Genomic DNA, 21,905 nt, shown 5'->3' with positions numbered 1-21,905 from the left:
CTCCCCCTCGATCGGTCGGGGATTGGCGGACCGCCCCGCCGTACGGAGCGTACGGCGGGGCGGGTGGATGCTGCCGGGAAGCGCGGCGCGCCCCGGCTCAGGAGGCGTCGTTGGCCGCCTTGACCAGCGCGTCCGGGGTGACCGCGCCGACGTACACCTTGCCGTCGTCCGTCACCAGCGCGTTGACCAGGCGGGTCTTGAAGACCGTGCCCGAGCCGAACGGACCGGAGACCTTGTCGCCCAGCGAGTCCAGGAACTGCTGTGCCTCGGCCGGTACGTCACCCGACGCCTTCGAGGGGAGTCCGGTGCCGCCCGGGGTCCGGATCTCGGCGATCGCGTTCCAGCCCTCGCCGATGACCTTCATGTCCTTGCTGTCCGCGCCGCCGGCGCCCAGTCCTTCGGCACCCGGGAACATGCCCAGGCCCTCGGCCCCGTCGGCCTTCCGCTGCGCCTTCGCGTCGTCGGCCTCGGTCACCTTGGCACCCTTGGGCGGGGTGAACGTGAACGAGGAGGCGGCCGGCTTCGAGAAGTCGACCTTGGTGAACCCGGCGTCGACGACGGCCTTGCCACCGCTGCTCGGAAGCAGCGTGAACTTCAGCGGCACACCGTTCTGCGCGTCGACCGCGACCGTGACCGAACGAATCGTGGAGCCGCTCTGCCTGGGCTTGATGAGCAGCTTGTACGCGTCACGTCCGGCGACCTGCGCCGTGCCGTCGACCGTCACCGAGGTGGTGGGGCCCGCGGCCTTCAGGACCTGCTCCGCGAGCGCCTTGGGCGTGGTCGGCACGCCCTCGGGGGCCGGGGTCGCGTGCCCGGACTTCTCGCCGGGCTTCTGCCCGGCCCGGTGCTCGGTCCCGGCCCGGTTCTCGGTGGCGTGATAGGCCTCATTGGACTTGCTGTCGTACGCCCAGACCTGATCGCCGTTGTGGATCAGGCTGTACTCCGCCGCGTTGTCCAGGATCGACACCCGCTGCTTGTCGGGGCCGTCGGCGGCCACCCGCAGGGTGTGCGTGCCCGACGCCAGCTCCGTCATCCTCGACTGCGGATCGGCGCCCGATTCTCCCTTGCCGCCGCTGCCACCGCCCTGGGCGAAGGAGCCGGCCAGACCGCCGAGCGACGGAATGCCCAGGTCCGTGCTGATCTTCACCGTGCCCGAGAGCTGCTGGGTGTCCGAAGCGGCGATCTTCTCGATGAGCTGCTGCGCGGTGATCTTCGGCAGATCGGGGTCACCGGTACTCGCGAGCGCCGGAACGAGCCCGATCGTCGCAGCCGCCACTCCCGCCACCGCGACCGGGACGATGTAGCGCGCCGCCTTGCGGCGGCCGACGGCGGTGCCCCTGGTCCCGCCGTTGCTCTCAACGCTGTCGTTCGGTGCCATATGTGCCCTACCTCCGTGGTCGGCGGCTTCCGTCCGGATGCACTCGTCCACTCCGTGCCGCCATTCTCACCGTTTTGCTCAGGAGTGGTTGTTCTCCATCTGACCAAAACGGCGGCGCGGAATCGTCAGCCCCGGGGAGCAACTCCGCCTACCTCTTCGGTATGACACCGCACGAGCGCATCTCCCACGTCCCGTAGGGGAGGTACCCGACTCCAGGGCCCGCCACAACCGCCGGGGCCGTCCGGGAAACCGCGTCGTACGCCTGCCGATCGGGTCACGGCGTGGCGGGAAAGGTGATTTTCGCGCCAACTCTTGACGATTTTCAGTCATGCGTCCACACTTCCAGGCATACTCAGTCACTTTTCCACGAATCCAGTCAGCGAGGTTGCCGGGATGCTGCCAGCCGAACGTCACCGTCGAATCTCCACCGTCGTGGAGCGCAGCGGCACGATCAGCACCGAGAGTCTGGCCGAGCAGCTCGGCGTCTCGGCCGAGACCGTGCGCCGGGACCTGGCACAGATGGAGAAGCAGGGGCATCTCATGCGGGTGCGCGGCGGTGCGGCGGCGCTGTCCGTCGTCCGCGGTCTGAGTGGCGAAGAAGCATCCTTCACGGAACGGTCCGCTTCGCAGCAGCAGGCCAAGACTGCGATCGGGCGAGCCGCCGCGGATCTGGTCCATTCCGGCATGACCGTCGTGATCGACGTCGGCACGACGGCCTTGCAGGTCGCCTGTGCCCTGGCGCCGGATTTCCGGGGGACGGTGGCGACCCCGTCCCTGCTCGTCGCAGCCGAACTGTCCACCCGCCCCCATGTCGACGTACTGGTCCCCGGCGGACGGATCCGGGGCGGCGACCTGGTCTGCTCCGGCCCTCTGACAGTGGACTTCTTCAACGGCCTCTACGCCGACATGGCGTTTCTCGGCTCCGGCGGCGTCGACAGCGCAGCCGGGATGACTGACTTCTACTTCGAGGAGAACGCGACCAAGCGTGCGATCCTCGCTCACAGCGCACTCAGCTACGTGCTGGCCGACGGAAGCAAACTCGGCCGGGTGGCTCCGCACCGCGTCTGCGGATTCGACGACTGCACCGGTCTGATCACCGACCAGGCGCCCGAACAGTCCCTGGCTTCGGCCATCGAGCAGTCAGGCGCAGTGGTGATCTCGGCCTGACAGTCCTGAGCGCCACGGCGCTCTCTCCCCGGCGGTGTCTCCGTGTGAGACCCGCCCCGTGCAGCGAACGGCAGTTTCCGCAACGAAGCGGTAGTTTCCGAAAGGACAGCAGTGCCATGGTCACGACCAACACCGATGTCGGACAGCATGACGACCCGTCATCCGCAACGGGCTCCGGCTACAAGCAGGAGATGCGCCGGGAGCTGAGCCGGTACGCCTCCTTCGCCATGGCCTTCGGCTTCGTCTCGATCGCCACGGGCATCTTCACCACCTACGGCTCCGTGCTGAACAGTTCGGGCCCGCGCGGCATCTTCGCCTGGCCGATCAGCGTCATCGGCCAGCTGTCGGTCGCGCTCGTCTTCGGCGCTCTCGCCGCCCGTATCCCCATCAACGGATACGCCTACCAGTGGGTGTCCCGGCTGGTGAACCCGGTCTGGGGCTGGGTCATGGGCTGGATCTCGTTCTCCTTCCTCGGAGTCGTAGTGGTCGCGGTGGACTACACCGTCGCCGCGACGATCCTGCCGGAACTTCTCCAGTACCAGGGGACGATCCAGAACGCCTGGGCGATCACCGCCGTGGTCATCCTGTTCCAGGCGATTCTCGTGGCCGCCTCGACGCAACTGACGCACAAGGTCAACAAGGTCGCCGTGACCGTGCAGCTCATCGGCATGATCTCGCTGACCGTGCTGCTCTTCGTCGTCGGAGCGTTCACGGGCAAGCTCGACTTCTCCACGCTGTTCAGCGCCGCGCCGGCCACGAGCGACGGCTACTACGCCCTGGGCACCGCCACCGAGGCGGGGCCGTTCGCCCTCGCGTTCCTGCTGGGCGCCTTCACCATCGTCGGATTCGAGTCCGCGGCCAACCTCGCCGAGGAGACCAAGGACCCGGCCCGGGTGATCCCCAAGGCCATGGCCCAGGCCGTGCTCTCCCTCGGCGTCCTCGGATTCCTGTTCCTCGTGGCGATCACCGCGCTCATCGACGACCCCGCGAAGCTCGCCCAGTCCGCCACCCCCGTGGCCACCGTGATCACCGCCGTACTCGGATCGACGGTCGGCAAGGCGCTCCTGGTCCTCGTCGTGGTCTCGATCTTCTCCTGTGGTCTGGTCATCACCATGAGCGGCACCCGGCTGGTGTGGGCGATGTCCCGCGACGAGCGCTTCCCCGGCTGGCAGGCGCTGCGCAAGGTCAACCCCTCCCGTGGCACCCCGCTCAATGCCACGCTGTTCATCTTCGTCGTCGCGGAGCTGATCCTCGCCTGCTTCTCCGTCTCGACCGACGCCCTGTTCTCGCTCTTCTCCGCCGCCACGCTGCTGCCCGCCATCATCTACGCCGGCACGGTGCTCATGTACATCGTCAAGCGGAAGTCGCTGCCGCCCACGCAGGGGTTCTCCCTCGGGCGCTGGGAGATACCGGTCATCGTGGTCGCCTCCGTGTGGCTGGGATACGAACTCCTCATCTTCCGTGACCAGTCGTTCCGCGACCCCTGGCTCTACGTCCTCGTCCTCTTCGCCCTCGGGGCCGCCTACCTCGCCTACCTCCTGGTCCGGCGCGGTGTGTCCGGCATGTCGATGCCGGACATGATCAACATCGACGAGACCCTCGACGTCACCGCGGCCCCCGCCACACCGGGCACGGCGAACACGACCGCCAAGGAAAGCAAGCGATGAGCACTATTCTGGCCATCGACCAGGGCACCTCCGGTACGAAGGCAATCGTGGTGGACGAGCGGGGCAAGACCATCGCCATCGCCGAGGAGGAGTTGCGGCCGGCCTACCTCAGCGGCGGCGGCGTCGAGCAGGACCCGCAAGAACTGCTCGACTCGGTCCTCAACGCGGGACGGCGCGCCGTCGCCGCCGCGGGCCGGCCCGTGGACGCGGTCGCCCTGGCCAACCAGGGCGAGACCGTGCTGGCCTGGGACCCGCGCACCGGCACCCCGCTGTCCCGGGCGATCGTCTGGCAGGACCGCAGGGCGGAGTCGATCTGTACCGCTCTGGCCGAGCACGCCCCGTGGGTGGCCCGGCGCAGTGGGCTCGTACTCGACTCGTACTTCTCGGCGCCGAAGATGGCCTGGCTGCGACGACACGTCACCACCGAAGGGGTGGTGACGACCACTGACACCTGGCTGGTGTACCAGCTGACCGGCGAGTTCGTCACCGATGCCTCGACCGCGAGCCGGTCGCTGCTGATGGGCCTCGACGAGGTCTCCTGGGACCAGGAACTGGTGGATCTGTTCGGTCTCGGCTCCGAGAAGCTGCCGCGGATCGTGGGCTGCGACGAGGTCGTCGGCACGACCAGTGCCTTCGGGCGCGAGGTGCCGGTCGCCGGCCTGGTCGTCGACCAGCAGGCGGCTCTGCTCGCCGAGGGCTGCCTGGAGCGGGGAACCGCGAAGTGCACCTACGGCACGGGAGCGTTCCTGCTGGCCAACACCGGTGAAACCGCCCTGCGTTCACAGGCCGGGCTCACCTCCTCGGTGGCCTGGCGGACCGCGGAGCAGACGGCGTACTGCGTGGACGGCCAGGTGTACACCGCGGCGTCGGCCGTCCGCTGGATCCGGAACCTGGGATTCATCGGGTCCGCGAGCGAACTCGACGCCGTAGCGGCGAAGGAGTCGGACGGCACTCTGTGCGTACCGGCCCTGGCGGGCCTCGCGGCACCGTGGTGGCGTCCCGACGCAACAGCCACGTTCACCGGAATGACCCTGTCCACCGGCAAGGAGCACCTGGTCCTCGCCGTGCTGCAGGGCATCGCCGCCCAGGTCGCCGCCCTGTGCGGCCTGGTCGAGACCGACCTCGGTGCGCCGCTGAGCCGACTGCGCGCGGACGGCGGGCTGACCCGCAGCCGCACCCTGATGCAGGCCCAGGCCGATCTGGCTCAGGTACCGCTCGACATCTACGCGTCCTCGCACGCCACCCCGCTCGGCGCGGCCGCGCTGGCCAGGCTGGCCCTCACCCCGGGCCTGAGCCTCAAGGAAGCCGTCGGTGACTGGAACCCGGTCACCGTCTACGAACCGGTCTGGTCGGCCGACCGGGCCGCGCACTACCGCAGTACATGGGCGGCGGCCGCCGAGGCCACCGCCCGCAAGGGAGAACTCGGATGACCGACACCACACCGCACGAGCCGGACCATGTCTACGACGTCGTCGTCATCGGCGCGGGCATCGTCGGCTCGGCGATCGCCCGCGACCTGTCCGGCCACCAACTGTCGGTCGCGCTCGTCGAGGCACGCGACGACGTCGGCGACGGAACCAGCAAGGCGAACACCGCGATCCTGCACACCGGATTCGACGCCAAGCCGGGCACGCTGGAGTCCCGGCTCGTCAAGCGCGGATATCACCTGCTGTCGGAGTACGCCCGCTCGACCGGAATCCCGGTCGAGCACACGGGCGCGATCCTCGTCGCGTGGAACGCCGAGGAGCTGGCCGCCCTGCCCGGTCTCAAGGAAAAGGCCGAACAGAACGGTTACGACCGGTGCCAGATCGTCGGCGCGGACAAGGTCTACGAGCTGATCCCGGCCCTCGGCGACGGCGCCCTCGGCGGGCTCACGGTCCCCGACGAGTCGATCATCTGCACCTGGACCACGAACCTGGCCCTGGCCACCGACGCGAGGCAGCGCGGCACCGAGGTGCTGCTCAACCATGCCGTCACCGCAGTCTCGGTGAACACCCACTCCACCACGCTGACCACCACGGGCGGCTCCGTAGAGGCCCGTTGGGTGGTCAACGCGGCGGGCCTCGGCGCCGACCGCATCGACCGGCTCTTCGGCCATGAGCGGTTCACCGTCACCCCGCGCCGCGGTGAGCTGTTCGTCTTCGACAAGCTCGCCCGCCCGCTGGTCGACAAGATCGTCCTGCCGGTGCCCACGTCCCGTGGCAAGGGAGTGCTCATCTCCCCCACCATCTACGGCAACGTCATGCTGGGGCCCACCTCGGAGGACCTCACCGACCGCACCGCGACCGGAACGTCCGAGGACGGTTTCGCCTTCCTGCTGGACAAGGGCGAGCGACTCATGCCCCGGCTGCTCACCGAGGAGGTGACCGCTTCGTACGCGGGGCTGCGGGCCGCCATCGACCACGGGGACTATCTCATCGAGCCCACCCCCTCACAGCGGTACCTCCTCGTCGGCGGAATCCGCTCGACCGGGCTGACCTCCGGCATGGCCGTCGCCGAGCACGTCCACGAGGTGCTCGAAGAGGCCGGACTCGTACTCACCGCACGCACCGAACTGCCCGGCCCTCCGCGGATGGCCAACATCGGCGAAGCGACCGTGCGTCCCTACCAGGACGCCGATCGCATCGCCGCCGATCCCGAGTACGGCAAGGTCGTCTGCTTCTGCGAGCGCGTCACCGCCGGAGAGATCCGCGACGCCTTCCAATCTCCCCTGCCTGCGCGCAACCTGGAGGGGCTGCGTCGCCGTACCCGGGCCATGAACGGCCGCTGCCAGGGCTTCTTCTGCGGTGCGGCCGTCAACCGACTCCTGAACGAAGACGGCTGCGGCGGCGCGGCCGTCGCGCCGGCACGGCCCGAGGTGAACTCCTGATGACCAGCACCACACTCACTCCGGACGTCCTGATCATCGGGGGCGGCCCGGCCGGTCTCACGGCTGCCGCCGCCCTCGCGCCCCGCGTACGCGGCGAGGTCCTGGTACTCGACCGGGAGAAGGACGCCGGAGGCATCCCCCGCCACAGCGACCACACCGGATACGGCCTGCGGGACCTGCGCCGGGTCATGACCGGCCCGAAGTACGCCCGCCACCTCGTCAAGCAGGCCACTTCGGCCGGAGCCACCATCCGCACCGAGACCATGGTCACCCACTGGGCGGGCGACCGGGCCGTGGAGGTCACCGGTCCGCAGGGGCGGCTGCGCGTGGAGGCCAAGGCCATCGTGCTCGCCACCGGCGCGCGCGAACGGCCCCGCGCGGCCCGGCGCATCCCCGGTGACCGGCCGCAGGGCGTCTACACCACCGGGCAGCTGCAGAACATCGTCCACCTCCACCACGGCACGGTCGGCAGCCGGGCCGTCATCGTCGGAGGGGAACTGGTCAGCTGGTCCGCCGCCGTCACCCTCCGTGAAGCCGGCTGCGCAACCGAGCTGATGGTCAGCCAATACCCCCGGACGGAGTCGTACGCCGCGTTCAACGTCGCCGGCCGCGCCCTGCTGCGCGTACCCGTCGCCAACCGCAGCCGGGTCACCCGCATCATCGGCAAGGGCCGGGTGGAGGCCGTCGAGATCGAGAATCTCGACACCCGTGCACGGCGCACCGTCGCCTGCGACACCGTGGTCTTCACCGGGGACTGGATCCCCGACAACGAGCTCGTCCGCAGCGGCGGACTCGACCTGGACCCGGGAACCCTCGGCCCGCTGACCGACACCGCTCTGCGGACCAGCCGCCCCGGCGTCTTCGCCGCGGGCAACCTCCTGCACCCGGTCGACACCGCCGACATCGCAGCCCTCGACGGTCTGCACGTCGCCGACCAGGTCGAGGCATGGCTGACCGGGACCGGCGAGCCTGCCCCGGGCCTGCGCATCCTCGCCGATGCGCCGCTGCGCTGGGTGGCACCGGGGCTGCTGCGCCCGGGTGACCCGGCTCCCCCGCGTGGGCGCCTGCTGCTGTGGACGGACCGGTCCATCCGGTTCCCGCACGTCGTCGTCCGTCAGAACGGGCGGGTCGTCTCGGAACGGACCCTGCCGTGGCCCGCCGCACCCGGCCGTGTCTTCCGCGTGCCGTGGTCCGTGATGAAGGGCCTCAGCCCCCAGGGCGGCCCGGTCACCATCGGCCTGCGCTGACGACCGGCCCGCACCCGGAGTACGAACGTGTCCCGGGAGCGGGCCGGTCGCAGTGCCGCCCCGGCATCTGCGGGTGATCGGCGGCCAGCGCCGCGTACGTCCTTCACACGCCCGGGACAGCGACCCTCGCAGTCTCCGGTGCGTGCGCCATGCCTCGGTCGACGGCAGGAAGTCCCGCCGGACCGAGGCACGGCCATGCCCGGAATACGGCGCCAGGGGCGCCCGCTTTCCGCGCGGTCACATCGGCGGCGCCTGCCAGGCGCCGGCGCCGAGCCGGGTGAAGCGCCACTTCCCGGCCCCAGCAGGGGCCAAAGGCACATCCGGACCGCGCCCCGGTCCGGTCGGGCCGGGCCGCTGTCGCCCCCCGCCCGGTGAGCAGGCGTTCGGCCTCGGCGCCCGCCCGATCACCGCGAGGGCGGTGCACAGCGGCTGGGACGGGCTCTCAGCCCGCGCGGTGCACCACCGCGTCGCACATCTCCTCCAGCGCGGACTTCGCATAGCCCTCGGGCAGCGGCGCCAGCGTCGTGCGCGCCTCCTGCGCGTACCGGATGGTGTCCCGTCGGGCGTGCTCCAGCGCCGGGTGGGCGCGCAGCCTGCGCAGCACCTCGGCGTGCCGGGTGTCGTCGCTCAGGTCGCCGTCGAGCAGTTCGACGAGCTCCAGGTCGTCCGGCTTGCCCTCGGCCGCCGCCCGGGCCCGCAGGTGGAGCACGGGGAGCGTCGGGATGCCTTCGCGCAGGTCGGTGCCGGGGGTCTTGCCGGACTCGTGGGAGTCGGAGGCGATGTCGAGTACGTCGTCGGCGAGCTGGAAGGCGACGCCGAGCCGCTCCCCGTACTGGGTGAGGATGTCGACGGCCGACTCGTCCGCACCGGACATCATCGCGCCGAACCGGCAGGCCACGGCGATCAGCGAGCCGGTCTTGCCGCGCATCACGTCGAGGTAGTGCTCGACCGGGTCGCGCCCGTCGACCGGGCCTGCGGTCTCCAGGATCTGGCCGGTGACCAGCCGCTCGAACGCCTCCGCCTGAATGCGTACGGCCTCCGGACCGAGGTCGGCCAGTATGTGCGAGGCACGGGCGAACAGGAAGTCGCCGGTCAGGACGGCCACCGAGTTGCCCCAGCGGGTGTTGGCGCTGTCGACGCCGCGGCGTACGTCCGCCTCGTCCATCACGTCGTCGTGGTAGAGCGTCGCGAGATGTGTCAGCTCGACGACGACGGCCGCGGGCACGACACCCGGTGCGTCGGGGTCGCCGAACTGGGCGGCCAGCATGGCCAGCAGCGGCCTGAACCGCTTGCCCCCGGCGTGCACGAGATGCTGCGCGGCCTCTGTGATGAAGGGCACGCCGCTCTTGGTGGCGTCGAGCAGACCCGACTCGACAGCAGCCAAACCGGCCTGGACATCGGCCTCAAGAGCGTGGTCCCGCACGCTCAGTCCGAACGGCCCGACGACGGTCACGAGGGGATCTCCTGTCTGCTGACGATCACACGGAATGTCGATGTGTCGCTGTCATCACTCAAGTCAGCGTATCCGGTCCCCTTTGGATCACCGTGGGCGCCTTCCCGCCACCGCCGGTATGTTCGAGATCAGCTCATACGATCAGGAGTTCTCCCTTTGTCCCACACGGCTACCGACACCGAACCGACCCAGCCGCCGCCCGGCGACGACCATGCCTTTTTCGGCCAGCCACGGGGCCTGATGACCCTCTCCGGCCTGGAGGTCTGGGAACGGTTCTCGTTCCTCGGCATGCAGGCGATCCTGGTCCTCTACTTCGCCGACACCGTCGCCCGTGGCGGCATGGGCATGGAGGCGGGCACCGCGGCGTCCGTCTCCGCCGCCTACGGCACCCTCGTCTACCTGGTCTCCGTGGCCGGCGGCTGGCTGGCCGACCGGATCCTCGGCTCGTACCGCGCCGTCCTGTACGGCGGCATCCTCATCGCCTGCGGGCATTACGCCATGGCGGTGCCCACCGACGTCATGACGTGGACCGGTCTCGGTCTGATCAGCGCCGGAACCGGTCTGCTCAAGCCCAATGTGGCGACCATGGTCGGCAAGCTGTACCGCACCGAGGACCAGCGCCGCGACGCCGGCTTCGCGCTGTATTACATGGGCATCAACATCGGAGCGTTCCTCGGCCCGCTGGTCACCGGCTGGCTCGGGGACCACGCGAGCTGGCACTGGGGATTCTCGGCCGCCGCCTTCGGCATGACGATCGGTCTGGTCCAGTACGTACTGGGCCGGCGTCACCTGGCCGGACGAAAGCACAGCGCCGAATTCGCACTGGCACCGGCAGCGATGCGCCGTGCCGTACGGCTGATCGTGATCGGCGCCGTCGTGGTCGCCGCCGTCGCCACCGCGCTGGCCCTGGCCGGCTGGCTCACCATGGGCCGGTTCGTCGACGTGCTCACCCTCGTCTCGGTGATCGCACCGGTCGTCTACTTCGCGGTGATGTTCCGCAGCCCGCGGGTCACCAGCGAGGAGCGGGGCAGGCTGCGCCCGTACGTGGTGCTGTTCCTGGCCTCCGTCGTCTTCAACTTCATCCTCTTCCAGGCGTACTCGACGATGATCCTGCTCGCGTCGACCAACGCCCGTACCGAGATCTTCGGCTTCCACTTCCCGGCGAGCTGGTACGCCTCGGCGCTCGGCGCCTTCGAGGTGGCGCTCGCCCCGGTGGTCGCCGCCGTCTGGGCCCGGATGGGTCCGCGTCAGCCGCACGCCTCCAACAAGATCGCGATCGGGGTGATCCTCGGCGGGCTGTCGTTCCTGCTGATGGTGCTGCCCACCTCCGGGCACACCGGCGACACCTTCAAGATGGCCGCCTGGTGGATCGTCGGCTCGTACCTGCTGCTCGGTCTCGGCGACATCCTGCTGGAGACCTCCGGCATGTCCGCGACCACCAAGCTCGCGCCCAAGGCGTTCGCCAGCCAGACGATGGCGCTCTGGTTCCTCTCGCTGGCCCTCGCCAACGGCATCCAGGCCCAAGTCGTGAAGCTGTACGGCGAGGTCTCCAACCCCGCCTACTTCGGTGTCAATGGCGCGATCGCGGTGGTGGCCGGTGTGGCCGTCATCGCCGCCGCACCCTGGCTCAAGCGCACCATGCACCCCGTCCACTGAGGTACCGCCATGCACATCCGCAGCACGTTTCCGTACGACACCACCCATGAGGACGTCCGCATCCCGCTGCCGGACGGCACCCGGCTGTACGCCCGGATCTGGCGCCCCGTCACCGACGAACCCGTCCCCGCGCTCCTGGAATACCTGCCCTACCGGCTGAGCGACTGGACGGCGCCGCGCGACTGGCAGCGCCACCCCTGGTACGCGGGCCACGGCTACGCCTCCGTCCGGGTGGACGTACGCGGGCACGGCAACAGCGAGGGCCTGCCGGGCGACGAGTACGACGCGACCGAACTGGCCGACGGGGTCGCGGTCATCCACTGGCTGGCCCAGCAGGAGTGGTGCTCCGGCCGCGTCGGCATGTTCGGCATCTCCTGGGGCGGCTTCAACTCGCTCCAGATCGCGGCGCTGGCCCCCGAGCCGCTGAAGGCGATCGTCACCGTCTGCTCGACGGACGACCGTTACGACAACGACGTCCACTACATGGGCGGCTCGGTCCTCGCCGTCGACATGCACGCCTGGGCGGCCACCATGCTGGCCTTCGTCTGCCGCCCGCCGGACCCGGCGCAGGTCGGCGAGGGCTGGAAGGACATGTGGCTGAAGCGGCTGGAGGCCGTGGACCCGTATCTCCACACCTGGCTGGCGCACCAGACCCGCGACGACTACTGGAAGCACGGCAGCGTCTGCGAGGACTACTCCGCGATCCGCGCGAACGTCCTCGCGGTGGGCGGCTGGCACGACCCGTACCGCGACACCGTCCTGCGGCTCGTCGAGCACCTCGATCCGGACAAGGTCCGCGGGCTGATCGGGCCCTGGTCGCACCAGTACCCCGACCGCGGTCTGCCGCCGGGCCCGGCGATCGGCTTCCTCCAGGAGACGCTGCGCTGGTGGGACCAGCACCTGAAGGACAAGGACACCGGCGTCATGGCCGAGCCGCTGCTGCGGTCCTGGATCAGCGAGTCGCACCGGCCCGCCACGGTGTACGAGACGATGCCCGGCCGCTGGGTCGGGGACACCAGCTGGCCGTCGGAGAACATCGCGCCGGTCGCCTACGCCCTCCAGGGCGGTCCGCAGATCGTCGACTCGCCGCAGCAGACGGGGCTGGACGCCGGGCGTTTCTTCCCGTTCGGCAACGCCGCCGACCTGCCGCCCGACCAGCGCGACGAGGACGCCAAATCGGTCTCCTTCGAGTTCCCGGTCGAGGACGCCCCGATCGAGATCCTGGGCCGCCCCCGGGTGAAGCTGCGCATCCGGATGGACGCGCCCCGCGGCCAGGCGATCGCCCGGCTCTGCGACGTCGCACCGGACGGCTCCTCCACCCTGGTCACCCGCGGCGCGCTCAACCTCTCCGCCCGGCACGGCCGCGACCGCGCGGACGACTGGCCGGTGGGCCGGTACGAGGACGTGACGTTCGACCTCAACGGCATCGGGCACACCTTCCCGCCCGGCCACCGGATCAGGCTCGCGATCTCGTCCTCGTACTGGCCGTGGATCTGGCCGCAGGCCGGGTCGGTGGGCTTCACCCTGGACGCCGACGGCAGCTTCGTCGAACTGCCGGTGCGCCGGCACACCGAGGATCCCGCGATCCGGTTCGAGGAACCGGAGCAGTCGGCGCCGCTCGGCGTCGTCCACCCCGTGACGCTCGACGAACAGCGCCCCGAGCGGCTGGTGGTCCGCGACGTCGCCAAGGGCGAATGGCGGCTGGAGGTCGACCCGCGCTACGGCGGCACCCGCGTCTACCCGGACGGCCTCGAATTCACCGAGGACGCCCTGGAGACGTACACGATCCAGGAGGACGACCCGCTCTCCGCCCGTACCCGCTCCGACTGGGCGATCCGGCTGCACCGGCCGGAGATGGCATGGGACGTACGGATCGAGACCCGCTCCGAAATCAGTGCGGACGACACCGACTTCATCACGTCCAACGAGGTGGTCTGCAAGGACGGCGGCGAGGTCGTCTTCCACCGCACCTGGGAGAAGCGGATCCCGCGCACGGCGGGGTGAGAGGGCCCGGCAGCAGGCAGCCCCGCGACGCCGCGACGCCTGCTGCCAGGTCCTCTGAATCACCGCCGTGCCCCCGCATCCCCCGGGGCACGGCGGAACTTTCCGGGCATCAGGAGCAGTTGGGACACTCCCGCGGGGGAGCAACACCGACGTAACGTGTCCCCCAAGCGACCTGGAAAGCGAGGCAGCAACACATGCCCGAGCAGAGCAGCCCGCTCGATCTGGCCGAGGGCGACCCCTTCGGCCCGCACAACCTTCCGTACGGTGTGTTCTCCATCCCCGGCCACCCCGAGGACCGCCGGGTCGGCGTCCGCATCGGCAATCACGTACTGGACGCCGGAGCCGCGGCACACGCACTCGGCTCGCCCTACGCGCAGCTCCTCGCCCAGCCGGACCTGACCGCGCTGCTGTCGGCGGGCCGCACCGCCTGGCGGGACGTCCGGCGGGCCCTGACCGCCTGGGTGACGGTCCCGGCACACCGCGCGGACATCGAACCGCTGCTGCACGCGGTCGAGTCCGTGACGCTCCACCTGCCGTACAAGGTCGCGGACTACGTCGACTTCTACGCGAGCGAACACCACGCCACCAACGTCGGGAAGATCTTCCGGCCGGACGGTGACGCGCTGACCCCCAACTGGAAGCACCTGCCGATCGGCTACCACGGCAGGTCCGGCACCGTCGTCGTCTCCGGTACGGACGTGGTGCGCCCCTCCGGCCAGCGCAAGGCGCCCACCGACCCTGCGCCCGTCTTCGGTCCGTCCGTCAAGCTCGACATCGAGGCCGAGGTCGGCTTCGTCGTCGGAGTCGGCTCCACGCAGGGCCGCCCGGTCCCGCTCGGCGACTTCCGCGACCACGTCTTCGGGCTCTGCCTGCTCAACGACTGGTCGGCGCGGGACATCCAGGCCTGGGAGTACGTCCCGCTCGGCCCGTTCCTCGGCAAGTCCTTCGCCACGTCCGTATCGGCGTGGGTGACCCCGCTGGAGGCCCTGGAGGCGGCCCGGATCTCGCCCCCGGCCCGCGACTTCCCGCTGCTCCCCTACCTGGAGGACGCGGGCGAGGAGGAGGCCGGCGGGCTCGACCTGCGGATCTCCGTCGCGATCAACGGACAGCCGGTCGCCGAGCCGCCGTTCGCCACCATGTACTGGACGGCGGCCCAGATGCTGGCCCAGATGACGGTGAACGGCGCCTCGCTGCGCACCGGCGATCTGTACGGCTCCGGCACGGTCAGCGGCGCCGAACCCGGACAGCGCGGCTCGCTGCTGGAGCTGACCTGGAACGGCCGCGACCCGCTGGACCTCCCGGACGGCAAGCGGACGTTCCTGGAGGACGGCGACACCGTGACGATGACGGCCTGGGCACCGGGCCCGGACGGTACGAGGGTCGGCCTCGGCGAGGTCACGGGACGGATCGTGCCCGCGTCATGAGCCCGGTCGCCCCGGAGCTCACGCTCCCCGAAGAACTGCTGCTGCTCGCGCTGGACCCGCAGCGCGGCAAGCCGTACTGCCGCAACCGCTTCCTGGAGTACGGGGTGGCGGGCGCGGTCCTCGCGGAGCTGGAGCTCCGGGGCCGGATCAGCGAACAACTCGGCCGGATACGGGTGATCAGTCCGTCGGCTCCCGAGGTCCCGCTCCTCGCCCAGGTTCTGGGCAGCCTGCCTCCCCCGGACAAGGGCCGGCTCCTGGGCGGCGTCAGCGCGAAGCGGTGGATCCGGCGGACCGGCCGGCACGTCGAGGAGCTCTGCCTGGAGCATCTGGTGGGCCGCTCGGTCCTGCGCAGGGAGACCCACCGGTTCCTCGGCCTGCTGCCCTACCACCGCCACCCGGCGGCGGACCCGGCCCTGCCGGCCGCAGTCCGGGAACGGTTCGCGGCCACCGAGGCAGCCGGCTTCCCGGACCCGCGCGGCCGCACCCTGGCCGCGCTGGTGTCGGCGATCGGCCTGTCGGGCGCGGTGGCGCAGGGCGGCATGAGGAGCCGTTCGACGATGCGCGGCCTGGTGCGCGACGAGTGGACCGCGTACGCGGTGCGCCAGAACGTACGCCAGGACAAGGCGAACCGGAGCGGCAAAAGCGCGGGAGGTGGTGGTGGAGGAGGAGGAGACGACTGACCTGGCGGGGGCGAGGCGGCGGAGACCGAGGCTGTCAGCAGTGCGCGGGGCGTCCACACGTTCGGGGGAGCCCTATCCCGTTTCCGGCGGATACGCTGGAAGATCCCGCGAGACTCTGCGTCATGGGAGCACTGATGAGCGTCGAACCCGAGGCCCCCGAGCCGCGGTGGGCGGTTCCGCCCGTGGGCGGCTGGACCGCCGATGACCTGGACACACTCCCGAATCTGCCTCCGCACACGGAGCTGATCGACGGGAGCCTTGTTTTCGTGAGTCCGCAGACCGTGTTCCACGAGCGCGCGATCGACTATCTCAAGTGGCAGTTGCAATCGCTCGCGCCGCTCGACTTCGAAGTCTTTCGCGAATTCACCATCGATGTCGACTGGCAGAACCGGCCCGAACCCGATGTGGTCGTCGTGCGGGCGGACGCGGTCGAGGGTCTGCGGCAAACACGGTTCCCCGCCGAGGCGGTGCTGCTGGCCGTCGAGGTCGTGTCCGACGAGTCCCTGACCCGGGACCGTGAGACCAAGCCCGTGAAGTACGCGCGGGCGCGGATCCCCCACTACTGGCGGGTGGAGAACCAGGACGGCAGGGCGGTGGTCTACGTCTTCGAGCTGGAGCCGTCGACCAGTGCCTACACCTCCACCGGCATCTTCCACGACCGGATGAAGGTCTCCGTTCCCTTCCCGGTCGATCTCGACCTCACCGCCATCACCGCACGCCGCCGGGCAGCGGCTCCGGAGTAGCTCCGGAGCCGCCACCGCCCGGCCCCGACACTCACTCGTACTCGGGCGGTTCCTCGTCCCAGCCCCACTCCGGATCGGCCTCGGGGACCGTCACGGATACGGCCGGGCGCGGGGCCGGTGCCTGCGCAGCCGGGCGCGGGGCCGTGGGCGGCTCCACGACCGGGGTGGCCTCGCCGACGGCCTCCGGCAGTTCGGCCGCAGACGCGACCCGGCCCCCCGGAGCCGCCGAAGCCGCCGGGACCGGTGCGGCGGGGACCACCGCAGGACCGGGCTCCGGTGCCGGAGCGGTTTGCGCCGTGGGACCGGCTTCCGGTACGGGCAACGGTTCCGCACCGGCTGCCGGCACCGCCGTGGCCTCGCCGAACGACGCGAGCACCGCCAGCACCCCCTCCCCGTACGTCGCCAGCTTCTTCTCACCCAGGCCGCTGATCCCGCCCAGCGCGGACACCGAGTCCGGCCGCACCGTGGCGATCTCGCGCAGTGTCGCGTCGTGGAAGATGACGTACGCCGGGACGCCCTGCTCCTTCGCCTGGGCGCCGCGCCAGGTCCGAAGCGCTTCGAAGACCGGGACGGCCTCGGGGGCCAGTTCGACGCCGGCCGCCTGGGACTTCGCCTTGCGTTCGCCCTTCGTGGAGCGCGACGCAGGCTTCGGCGCCTCCTTGCGCAGCAGCACCTCGCGCTCCCGGCCCAGCACCGAGCCGCTCTCCTGCGTCAGCACCAGCGTGCCGTACTCGCCCTCGACGGCGATCAGCCCCTGGGCGAGCAACTGCCGTACGACTCCGCGCCATTCGGCCTCGGCCAGCTCCTCGCCGATGCCGAAGACCGAGAGCTGGTCGTGGTCGAACTGGATGACCTTCGCGGTCTTGCGGCCCAGCAGGATGTCGATGATCTGGCCCGCACCGAACTTCTGTCCGCGCTCCCGCTTCAGCCGTACCACGGTCGACAGCAGCTTCTGCGCGACCACCGTGCCGTCCCAGGTCAGGGGCGGGGTGAGGCAGGTGTCGCAGTTGCCGCAGGCCGCCGCCACGGGCTCCTGGCCGAAGTACGTCAGGAGCTGGGCGCGGCGGCACTGGACCGTCTCGCACAGGGCCAGCATCGAATCCAGGTGGGCGGCCGCGCGGCGGCGGAAGGCTTCGTCGCCCTCGCCGCCCTGGATGAGCTTGCGCTGCTGGACGACGTCCTGGAGCCCGTACGCCATCCAGGCCGTGGACGGCTGCCCGTCACGTCCGGCGCGGCCGGTCTCCTGGTAGTAGCCCTCGACCGATTTCGGCAGGTCGAGGTGGGCGACGAAGCGGACGTCGGGCTTGTCGATGCCCATGCCGAAGGCGATGGTCGCGACGACGACCAGGCCCTCCTCACGCAGGAAGCGGGACTGGTGGACGGCGCGCGTGCCCGCGTCCAGACCGGCGTGGTACGGGATGGCTTCGACACCGTTGCGGCAGAGGTACTCGGCGGTCTTCTCGGTCGAGTTGCGCGACAGGCAGTAGACGATGCCCGCGTCCCCGGCGTGCTCCTCCTTGAGGAAGGAGAGAAGCTGCTTCTTCGGGTCGGCCTTCGGCACGATCCGGTACTGGATGTTCGGCCGGTCGAAACTGGCGACGAAGTGCTTCGCGTCCGGCATGCCCAGGCGCTGGGTGATCTCCTGGTGCGTCGCGCCGGTCGCGGTCGCCGTCAGGGCGATGCGCGGTACGCCGGGCCAGCGCTCGCCGAGAACGGAGAGGGCCAGGTAGTCCGGGCGGAAGTCGTGGCCCCACTGGGCCACGCAGTGCGCCTCGTCGATCGCGAAGACGGAGATCTCGCCACGGGAGAGCAGACCGAGCGTGGCGTCCAGGCGAAGCCGCTCCGGGGCCAGGTAGAGCAGGTCGAGCTCACCGGCGAGGAACTGGGCCTCCATCGAACGGCGCTCGTCGAAATCCTGCGTGGAGTTCATGAAGCCGGCTCTGACACCGAGCGCCCGCAACGCGTCCACCTGGTCCTGCATCAGGGCGATCAGGGGCGAGATGACGATGCCCGTACCGGCTCTGACCAGGGCCGGGATCTGGTAGCAGAGGGACTTTCCGCCACCGGTCGGCATGAGCACGACGGCGTCGCCGCCCGCCACCACGTGGTCGACGACCGCTTCCTGCTCCCCGCGGAACGCCTCGTACCCGAACACCCGGTGCAGCGTCTGCCGCGCCTCGCTCTCGGTCACATCCATGGTCCCGCCCGTCACGCTCATCGTTCTGTCCCCCGAGATCCCGGGCCCGTCGCGGGACCGTCCCGTTCCGTCCTGCCGCCGTCCCCTGCCACGATAGGCGCCGCCTACGACAACGCCGGACGGGCTTGACTTCGGGGGCCCGTCCGGCGTTGTCGTGGCTGCGTACCGGCTGTACGCGTGTGCGCTACCTCACGAACACTCCCGCCTGACCGGCCAGGTCCAGGAAATACTGCGGGGCGAGGCCCAGCACCAGCGTGACCGCGACGCCGACCGCGATCGTCGTCATCGTCAGCGGGGACGGGACGGCGACCGTCGGTCCGTCGGCCTTCGGCTCGCTGAAGAACATCAGCACGATGACCCGGATGTAGAAGAACGCGGCGATCGCCGACGAGATCACACCGACCACGACCAGCCCGACCGCGCCACCGTCCGCCGCCGCCTTGAAGACGGCGAACTTTCCGGAGAACCCGGAGGTGAGCGGGATGCCGGCGAAGGCCAGCAGGAATACCGCGAAGACCGCGGCGACCAGTGGCGAGCGCCGGCCGAGCCCCGCCCACTTCGACAGATGCGTCGCCTCGCCGCCCGCGTCGCGCACCAGGGTGACGACGGCGAACGCGCCGACCGTCACGAAGGAGTATGCGCCGAGGTAGAAGAGGACCGACGAGATGCCTTCCGGGGTGGCCGCGATGACACCGGCGAGGATGAAGCCGGCGTGGGCGATCGAGGAGTAGGCGAGCAGGCGCTTGATGTCCGTCTGGGTGATGGCGACGATCGCACCGCCCAGCATCGTGACGATCGCGACGGCCCACATGACCGGGCGCCAGTCCCAGGCGAGGCCCGGCAGGACCACGTACAGCAGGCGCAGCAGCGCACCGAACGCGGCGACCTTGGTGGCCGCGGCCATGAAGCCGGTGACCGGGGTCGGGGCGCCCTGGTAGACGTCCGGGGTCCACATGTGGAACGGGACGGCGCCGACCTTGAACAGCAGACCGGTCAGGATCATCGCGCCGCCGATCAGGAGCAGCACGTCGTTGCCCATGGTGTCGGCGAGCGCCGGGTCGATCTGTGTGACGGAGCCGTCGACCACGTTCGCGATGGTGGCGTACGAGACGGAGCCCGCGTACCCGTACAGCAGGGCGATCCCGAAGAGCAGGAACGCCGACGAGAAGGCGCCGAGCAGGAAGTACTTCACCGCGGCCTCCTGCGACATCAGCCGCTTGCGGCGGGCGACGGCGCACAGGAGGTAGAGCGGGAGGGAGAAGACCTCCAGGGCCACGAAGAGCGTCAGCAGGTCGTTGGCCGCCGGGAAGACCAGCATGCCGGCCACCGAGAAGAGGACCAGCGGGAAGACCTCGGTGGTGGTGAACCCGGCCCTGACCGCGGCCTTCTCGCTGTCGCTGCCGGGGACCGACGCGGCCTGGGCGGCGAACGAGTCGACGCGCTTTCCGTGCGCGGCGGGGTCGAGCCGGCGCTCGGCGAAGGTGAAGACGGCGACCAGCGAGGTCAGCAGGATGGTGCCCTGCAGGAACAGCGTCGGACCGTCGATCGCGAGGGCGCCCATCGCGGCGATGTGCGCCTTCGTCGTGCCGTATCCCCCGGCCGCCAGGCCGACGACCGCGGCGAACGCGGCGGCGAGGGCGACGACCGTCAGGAAGACCTGCGTGTAGTAGCGGGACCGGCGCGGCACGAAGGCCTCGACGAGTACGCCCACCACGGCGACACCGATCACGATGAGGACCGGGGTCAGCTGGGCGTACTCGATGACCGGTGCCTTGAACTTCTCGGCCGGGGCCGCCGATGTCACCCCGCCCGCCATTGTCCACAGGCTGTGGACAGCTGTTGCGCTCACTTGGCGGCCTCCACCTCAGGCTGGGGGTCCTTCTTCTGGACGTCCGACATGGTGTGCTGCACCGCCGGATTGACGATCTCCGTCAGCGGCTTCGGGTAGACACCCAGGAAGAGCAGCAGCGCGATCAGCGGCAGTACCACCACCAGCTCCCGGACCTTGAGGTCCGCCATGCCCTGGACCTCGGCCTTCACGGGGCCCGTCATCGTCCGCTGGTAGAGGACGAGGACGTACAGCGCGGCGAGCACGATGCCGGTCGTGGCGATGACGCCCGCCGCCGGATACGCGCTGAACGCGCCGACCAGGACCAGGAATTCGCTGACGAACGGGGCGAGTCCGGGCAGCGACAGGGTGGCCAGACCGCCGATCAGGAAGGTGCCGGCCAGAATGGGCGCCACCTTCTGCACCCCGCCGTAGTCGGCGATGAGCCGCGACCCGCGCCGGGTGATCAGGAAGCCCGCCACCAGCATCAGCGCGGCGGTCGAGATCCCGTGGTTGACCATGTAGAGCGTGGCGCCCGACTGGCCCTGGCTCGTCATCGCGAAGATGCCGAGGATGATGAAACCGAAGTGCGAGATCGACGCGTAGGCGATCAGCCGCTTGATGTCGCGCTGGCCGACGGCGAGCAGCGCCCCGTACACGATGCTGATCAGCGCCAGGACGATGATCACCGGCGTCGCCCACTTGCTGGCCCCCGGGAAGAGCTGGAGGCAGAAGCGGAGCATCGCGAACGTGCCGACCTTGTCGACGACCGCGGTGATCAGGACGGCGACCGGGCTGGTCGCCTCGCCCATGGCGTTGGGCAGCCAGGTGTGCAGCGGCCACAGCGGGGCCTTCACCGCGAAGGCGAAGAAGAACCCGAGGAAGAGCCAGCGCTCCGTCCCGGTCGCCATGGAGAGCGAGCCGTTCGCCCGGGCCTCGGCGATCTCGGAGAGCGAGAACGTCCCCGCGACCACGTACAGCCCGATCACGGCGGCCAGCATGATGAGCCCGCCGACCAGGTTGTAGAGGAGGAACTTCACCGCGGCGTACGAGCGTTGCGCCGCCGCGCTCTCGTCGCTGCCTGCGTGGGCCCGGTCCCCGAAGCCGCCGATGAGGAAGTACATCGGGATGAGCATGGCTTCGAAGAGGATGTAGAAGAGGAAGACGTCGGTGGCCTCGAAGGAGAGGATCACCATCGCTTCGACCATCAGGATCAGGGCGAAGAAGCCCTGGGTGGGGCGCCAGCGCGAGGACTTGGTCTCCAGGGGGTCGGCGTCGTGCCAGCCGGCCAGGATGACGAAGGGGATCAGCAGCGCGGTGAGCGCCATGAGCGCCACCCCGATGCCGTCCACGCCCAGTTCGTACCGGACGCCGAAGTCCTTGATCCAGGCGTGCGATTCGGTGAGCTGGTAGCGGGCGCCGCCGGGCTCGAAGCGGGCGAGCGCGAGGCCCGCCAGGACGAGCGTGGCCAGCGAGAAGAGCAGCGCCAGCCATTTGGCCGCGGTGCGTCGCGCGGCGGGGACGGCGGCGGTGGCGACCGCGCCGATCGCCGGGAGCGCCGCCGTCGCTGTCAGGAGAGGAAAGGACATGTG

At 70.3% G+C, this 21,905-nt stretch carries 15 protein-coding genes; 10 read left to right on the top strand and 5 right to left on the bottom strand.

The annotated features are described in order from the left end of the window. Window positions 1-97: 97 nt before the first annotated feature. Window positions 98-1,378: a LolA family protein gene (locus OG306_RS22505; RefSeq protein ID WP_266905765.1), complete on the bottom strand. Its 1,281-nt coding sequence runs from the start codon at window positions 1,376-1,378 to the stop codon at window positions 98-100. A 393-nt stretch (window positions 1,379-1,771) separates the two neighbouring features. Between OG306_RS22505 and OG306_RS22500 the strand changes: the two genes are divergently transcribed. The 5 genes from OG306_RS22500 (at window position 1,772) to OG306_RS22480 (ending at window position 8,328) form a co-directional block, all read left to right on the top strand. Continuing rightward, a complete protein-coding gene (locus OG306_RS22500) occupies window positions 1,772-2,545 on the top strand; it encodes a DeoR/GlpR family DNA-binding transcription regulator (RefSeq protein ID WP_266747896.1) in 774 nt (257 codons plus the stop codon). Window positions 2,546-2,661: 116 nt separating this feature from the next. Beyond that, on the top strand, window positions 2,662-4,212 hold the full coding sequence (locus OG306_RS22495; RefSeq protein ID WP_371665582.1) for an APC family permease: 1,551 nt from the start codon (window positions 2,662-2,664) through the stop codon (window positions 4,210-4,212). Beyond that, window positions 4,209-5,642, top strand: coding sequence for an FGGY family carbohydrate kinase (locus OG306_RS22490; protein ID WP_266747894.1), 1,434 nt, complete (start codon window positions 4,209-4,211; stop codon window positions 5,640-5,642). The genes OG306_RS22495 and OG306_RS22490 overlap by 4 nt, the downstream gene beginning before the upstream one ends. Further along, complete coding sequence (locus tag OG306_RS22485; protein WP_266747893.1) at window positions 5,639-7,081, top strand: NAD(P)/FAD-dependent oxidoreductase; 1,443 nt, start codon at window positions 5,639-5,641, stop codon at window positions 7,079-7,081. The genes OG306_RS22490 and OG306_RS22485 overlap by 4 nt, the downstream gene beginning before the upstream one ends. Then, the gene (locus tag OG306_RS22480) at window positions 7,081-8,328 is read left to right on the top strand and encodes an NAD(P)/FAD-dependent oxidoreductase (RefSeq protein WP_266747892.1); all 1,248 of its coding nucleotides are present in this window, start codon (window positions 7,081-7,083) and stop codon (window positions 8,326-8,328) included. The genes OG306_RS22485 and OG306_RS22480 overlap by 1 nt, the downstream gene beginning before the upstream one ends. A gap of 442 nt (window positions 8,329-8,770) precedes the next feature. Here the strand turns inward: OG306_RS22480 and OG306_RS22475 are convergent, their stop codons facing one another. Next, a complete protein-coding gene (locus OG306_RS22475) occupies window positions 8,771-9,781 on the bottom strand; it encodes a polyprenyl synthetase family protein (RefSeq protein WP_266747891.1) in 1,011 nt (336 codons plus the stop codon). A gap of 156 nt (window positions 9,782-9,937) precedes the next feature. On the opposite strand from OG306_RS22475, the gene OG306_RS22470 reads away from it, so the two are divergent. The 5 genes from OG306_RS22470 to OG306_RS22450 all read left to right on the top strand — a co-directional run bounded on the left by OG306_RS22470 (window position 9,938) and on the right by OG306_RS22450 (window position 16,288). After that, entirely contained in the window at window positions 9,938-11,437 is a 1,500-nt protein-coding gene (locus OG306_RS22470) for a peptide MFS transporter (RefSeq protein ID WP_266747890.1), read from the top strand. A gap of 9 nt (window positions 11,438-11,446) precedes the next feature. Then, window positions 11,447-13,441 carry a CocE/NonD family hydrolase gene (locus OG306_RS22465; protein ID WP_266905771.1) on the top strand — a complete coding sequence of 665 codons (1,995 nt, stop codon included), beginning with the start codon at window positions 11,447-11,449 and terminating at the stop codon, window positions 13,439-13,441. A 194-nt stretch (window positions 13,442-13,635) separates the two neighbouring features. After that, window positions 13,636-14,865, top strand: coding sequence for a fumarylacetoacetase (fahA, locus tag OG306_RS22460; protein WP_266905773.1), 1,230 nt, complete (start codon window positions 13,636-13,638; stop codon window positions 14,863-14,865). Next, window positions 14,862-15,545 (top strand): GOLPH3/VPS74 family protein, encoded by a 684-nt coding sequence (locus tag OG306_RS22455; RefSeq protein WP_266905775.1) that lies wholly within the window; start codon window positions 14,862-14,864, stop codon window positions 15,543-15,545. Before fahA ends, OG306_RS22455 begins: the two co-directional genes overlap by 4 nt. 134 nt (window positions 15,546-15,679) lie before the next feature. Then, on the top strand, window positions 15,680-16,288 hold the full coding sequence (locus OG306_RS22450) for a Uma2 family endonuclease (protein WP_266747886.1): 609 nt from the start codon (window positions 15,680-15,682) through the stop codon (window positions 16,286-16,288). Window positions 16,289-16,319: 31 nt separating this feature from the next. Here the strand turns inward: OG306_RS22450 and recQ are convergent, their stop codons facing one another. From recQ to OG306_RS22435, 3 genes are all read right to left on the bottom strand, one after another. Then, window positions 16,320-18,506, bottom strand: a complete 2,187-nt coding sequence (gene recQ, locus OG306_RS22445; RefSeq protein ID WP_266747885.1) for a DNA helicase RecQ — start codon at window positions 18,504-18,506, stop codon at window positions 16,320-16,322. 163 nt (window positions 18,507-18,669) lie between these two features. Then, window positions 18,670-20,334, bottom strand: coding sequence for an NADH-quinone oxidoreductase subunit NuoN (nuoN, locus tag OG306_RS22440; protein WP_266747884.1), 1,665 nt, complete (start codon window positions 20,332-20,334; stop codon window positions 18,670-18,672). Beyond that, window positions 20,331-21,902 (bottom strand): NADH-quinone oxidoreductase subunit M, encoded by a 1,572-nt coding sequence (locus OG306_RS22435; protein WP_266747883.1) that lies wholly within the window; start codon window positions 21,900-21,902, stop codon window positions 20,331-20,333. The genes nuoN and OG306_RS22435 overlap by 4 nt, the downstream gene beginning before the upstream one ends. Between the last annotated feature and the right edge of the window lie 3 nt (window positions 21,903-21,905).

Origin of the sequence: Streptomyces sp. NBC_01241, from assembly GCF_041435435.1 — a bacterium.
GTDB lineage: Bacteria > Actinomycetota > Actinomycetes > Streptomycetales > Streptomycetaceae > Streptomyces.
The sequence above is the reverse complement of the archived record's forward strand: the minus strand, read 5'-3'. Positions and strand labels throughout refer to the sequence as shown.

Bases quoted from the DNA above. Each gene is read 5' to 3' on its own strand.
- OG306_RS22505 (WP_266905765.1), bottom strand. From the start codon at position 1,378: ATGGCACCGAACGACAGCGTTGAGAGCAACGGCGGGACCAGGGGCACC.
- OG306_RS22500 (WP_266747896.1), top strand. From the start codon at position 1,772: ATGCTGCCAGCCGAACGTCACCGTCGAATCTCCACCGTCGTGGAGCGC.
- OG306_RS22495 (WP_371665582.1), top strand. From the start codon at position 2,662: ATGGTCACGACCAACACCGATGTCGGACAGCATGACGACCCGTCATCC.
- OG306_RS22490 (WP_266747894.1), top strand. From the start codon at position 4,209: ATGAGCACTATTCTGGCCATCGACCAGGGCACCTCCGGTACGAAGGCA.
- OG306_RS22485 (WP_266747893.1), top strand. From the start codon at position 5,639: ATGACCGACACCACACCGCACGAGCCGGACCATGTCTACGACGTCGTC.
- OG306_RS22480 (WP_266747892.1), top strand. From the start codon at position 7,081: ATGACCAGCACCACACTCACTCCGGACGTCCTGATCATCGGGGGCGGC.
- OG306_RS22465 (WP_266905771.1), top strand. From the start codon at position 11,447: ATGCACATCCGCAGCACGTTTCCGTACGACACCACCCATGAGGACGTC.
- fahA (WP_266905773.1), top strand. From the start codon at position 13,636: ATGCCCGAGCAGAGCAGCCCGCTCGATCTGGCCGAGGGCGACCCCTTC.
- OG306_RS22455 (WP_266905775.1), top strand. From the start codon at position 14,862: ATGAGCCCGGTCGCCCCGGAGCTCACGCTCCCCGAAGAACTGCTGCTG.
- OG306_RS22450 (WP_266747886.1), top strand. From the start codon at position 15,680: ATGAGCGTCGAACCCGAGGCCCCCGAGCCGCGGTGGGCGGTTCCGCCC.
- recQ (WP_266747885.1), bottom strand. From the start codon at position 18,506: ATGAGCGTGACGGGCGGGACCATGGATGTGACCGAGAGCGAGGCGCGG.
- OG306_RS22435 (WP_266747883.1), bottom strand. From the start codon at position 21,902: ATGTCCTTTCCTCTCCTGACAGCGACGGCGGCGCTCCCGGCGATCGGC.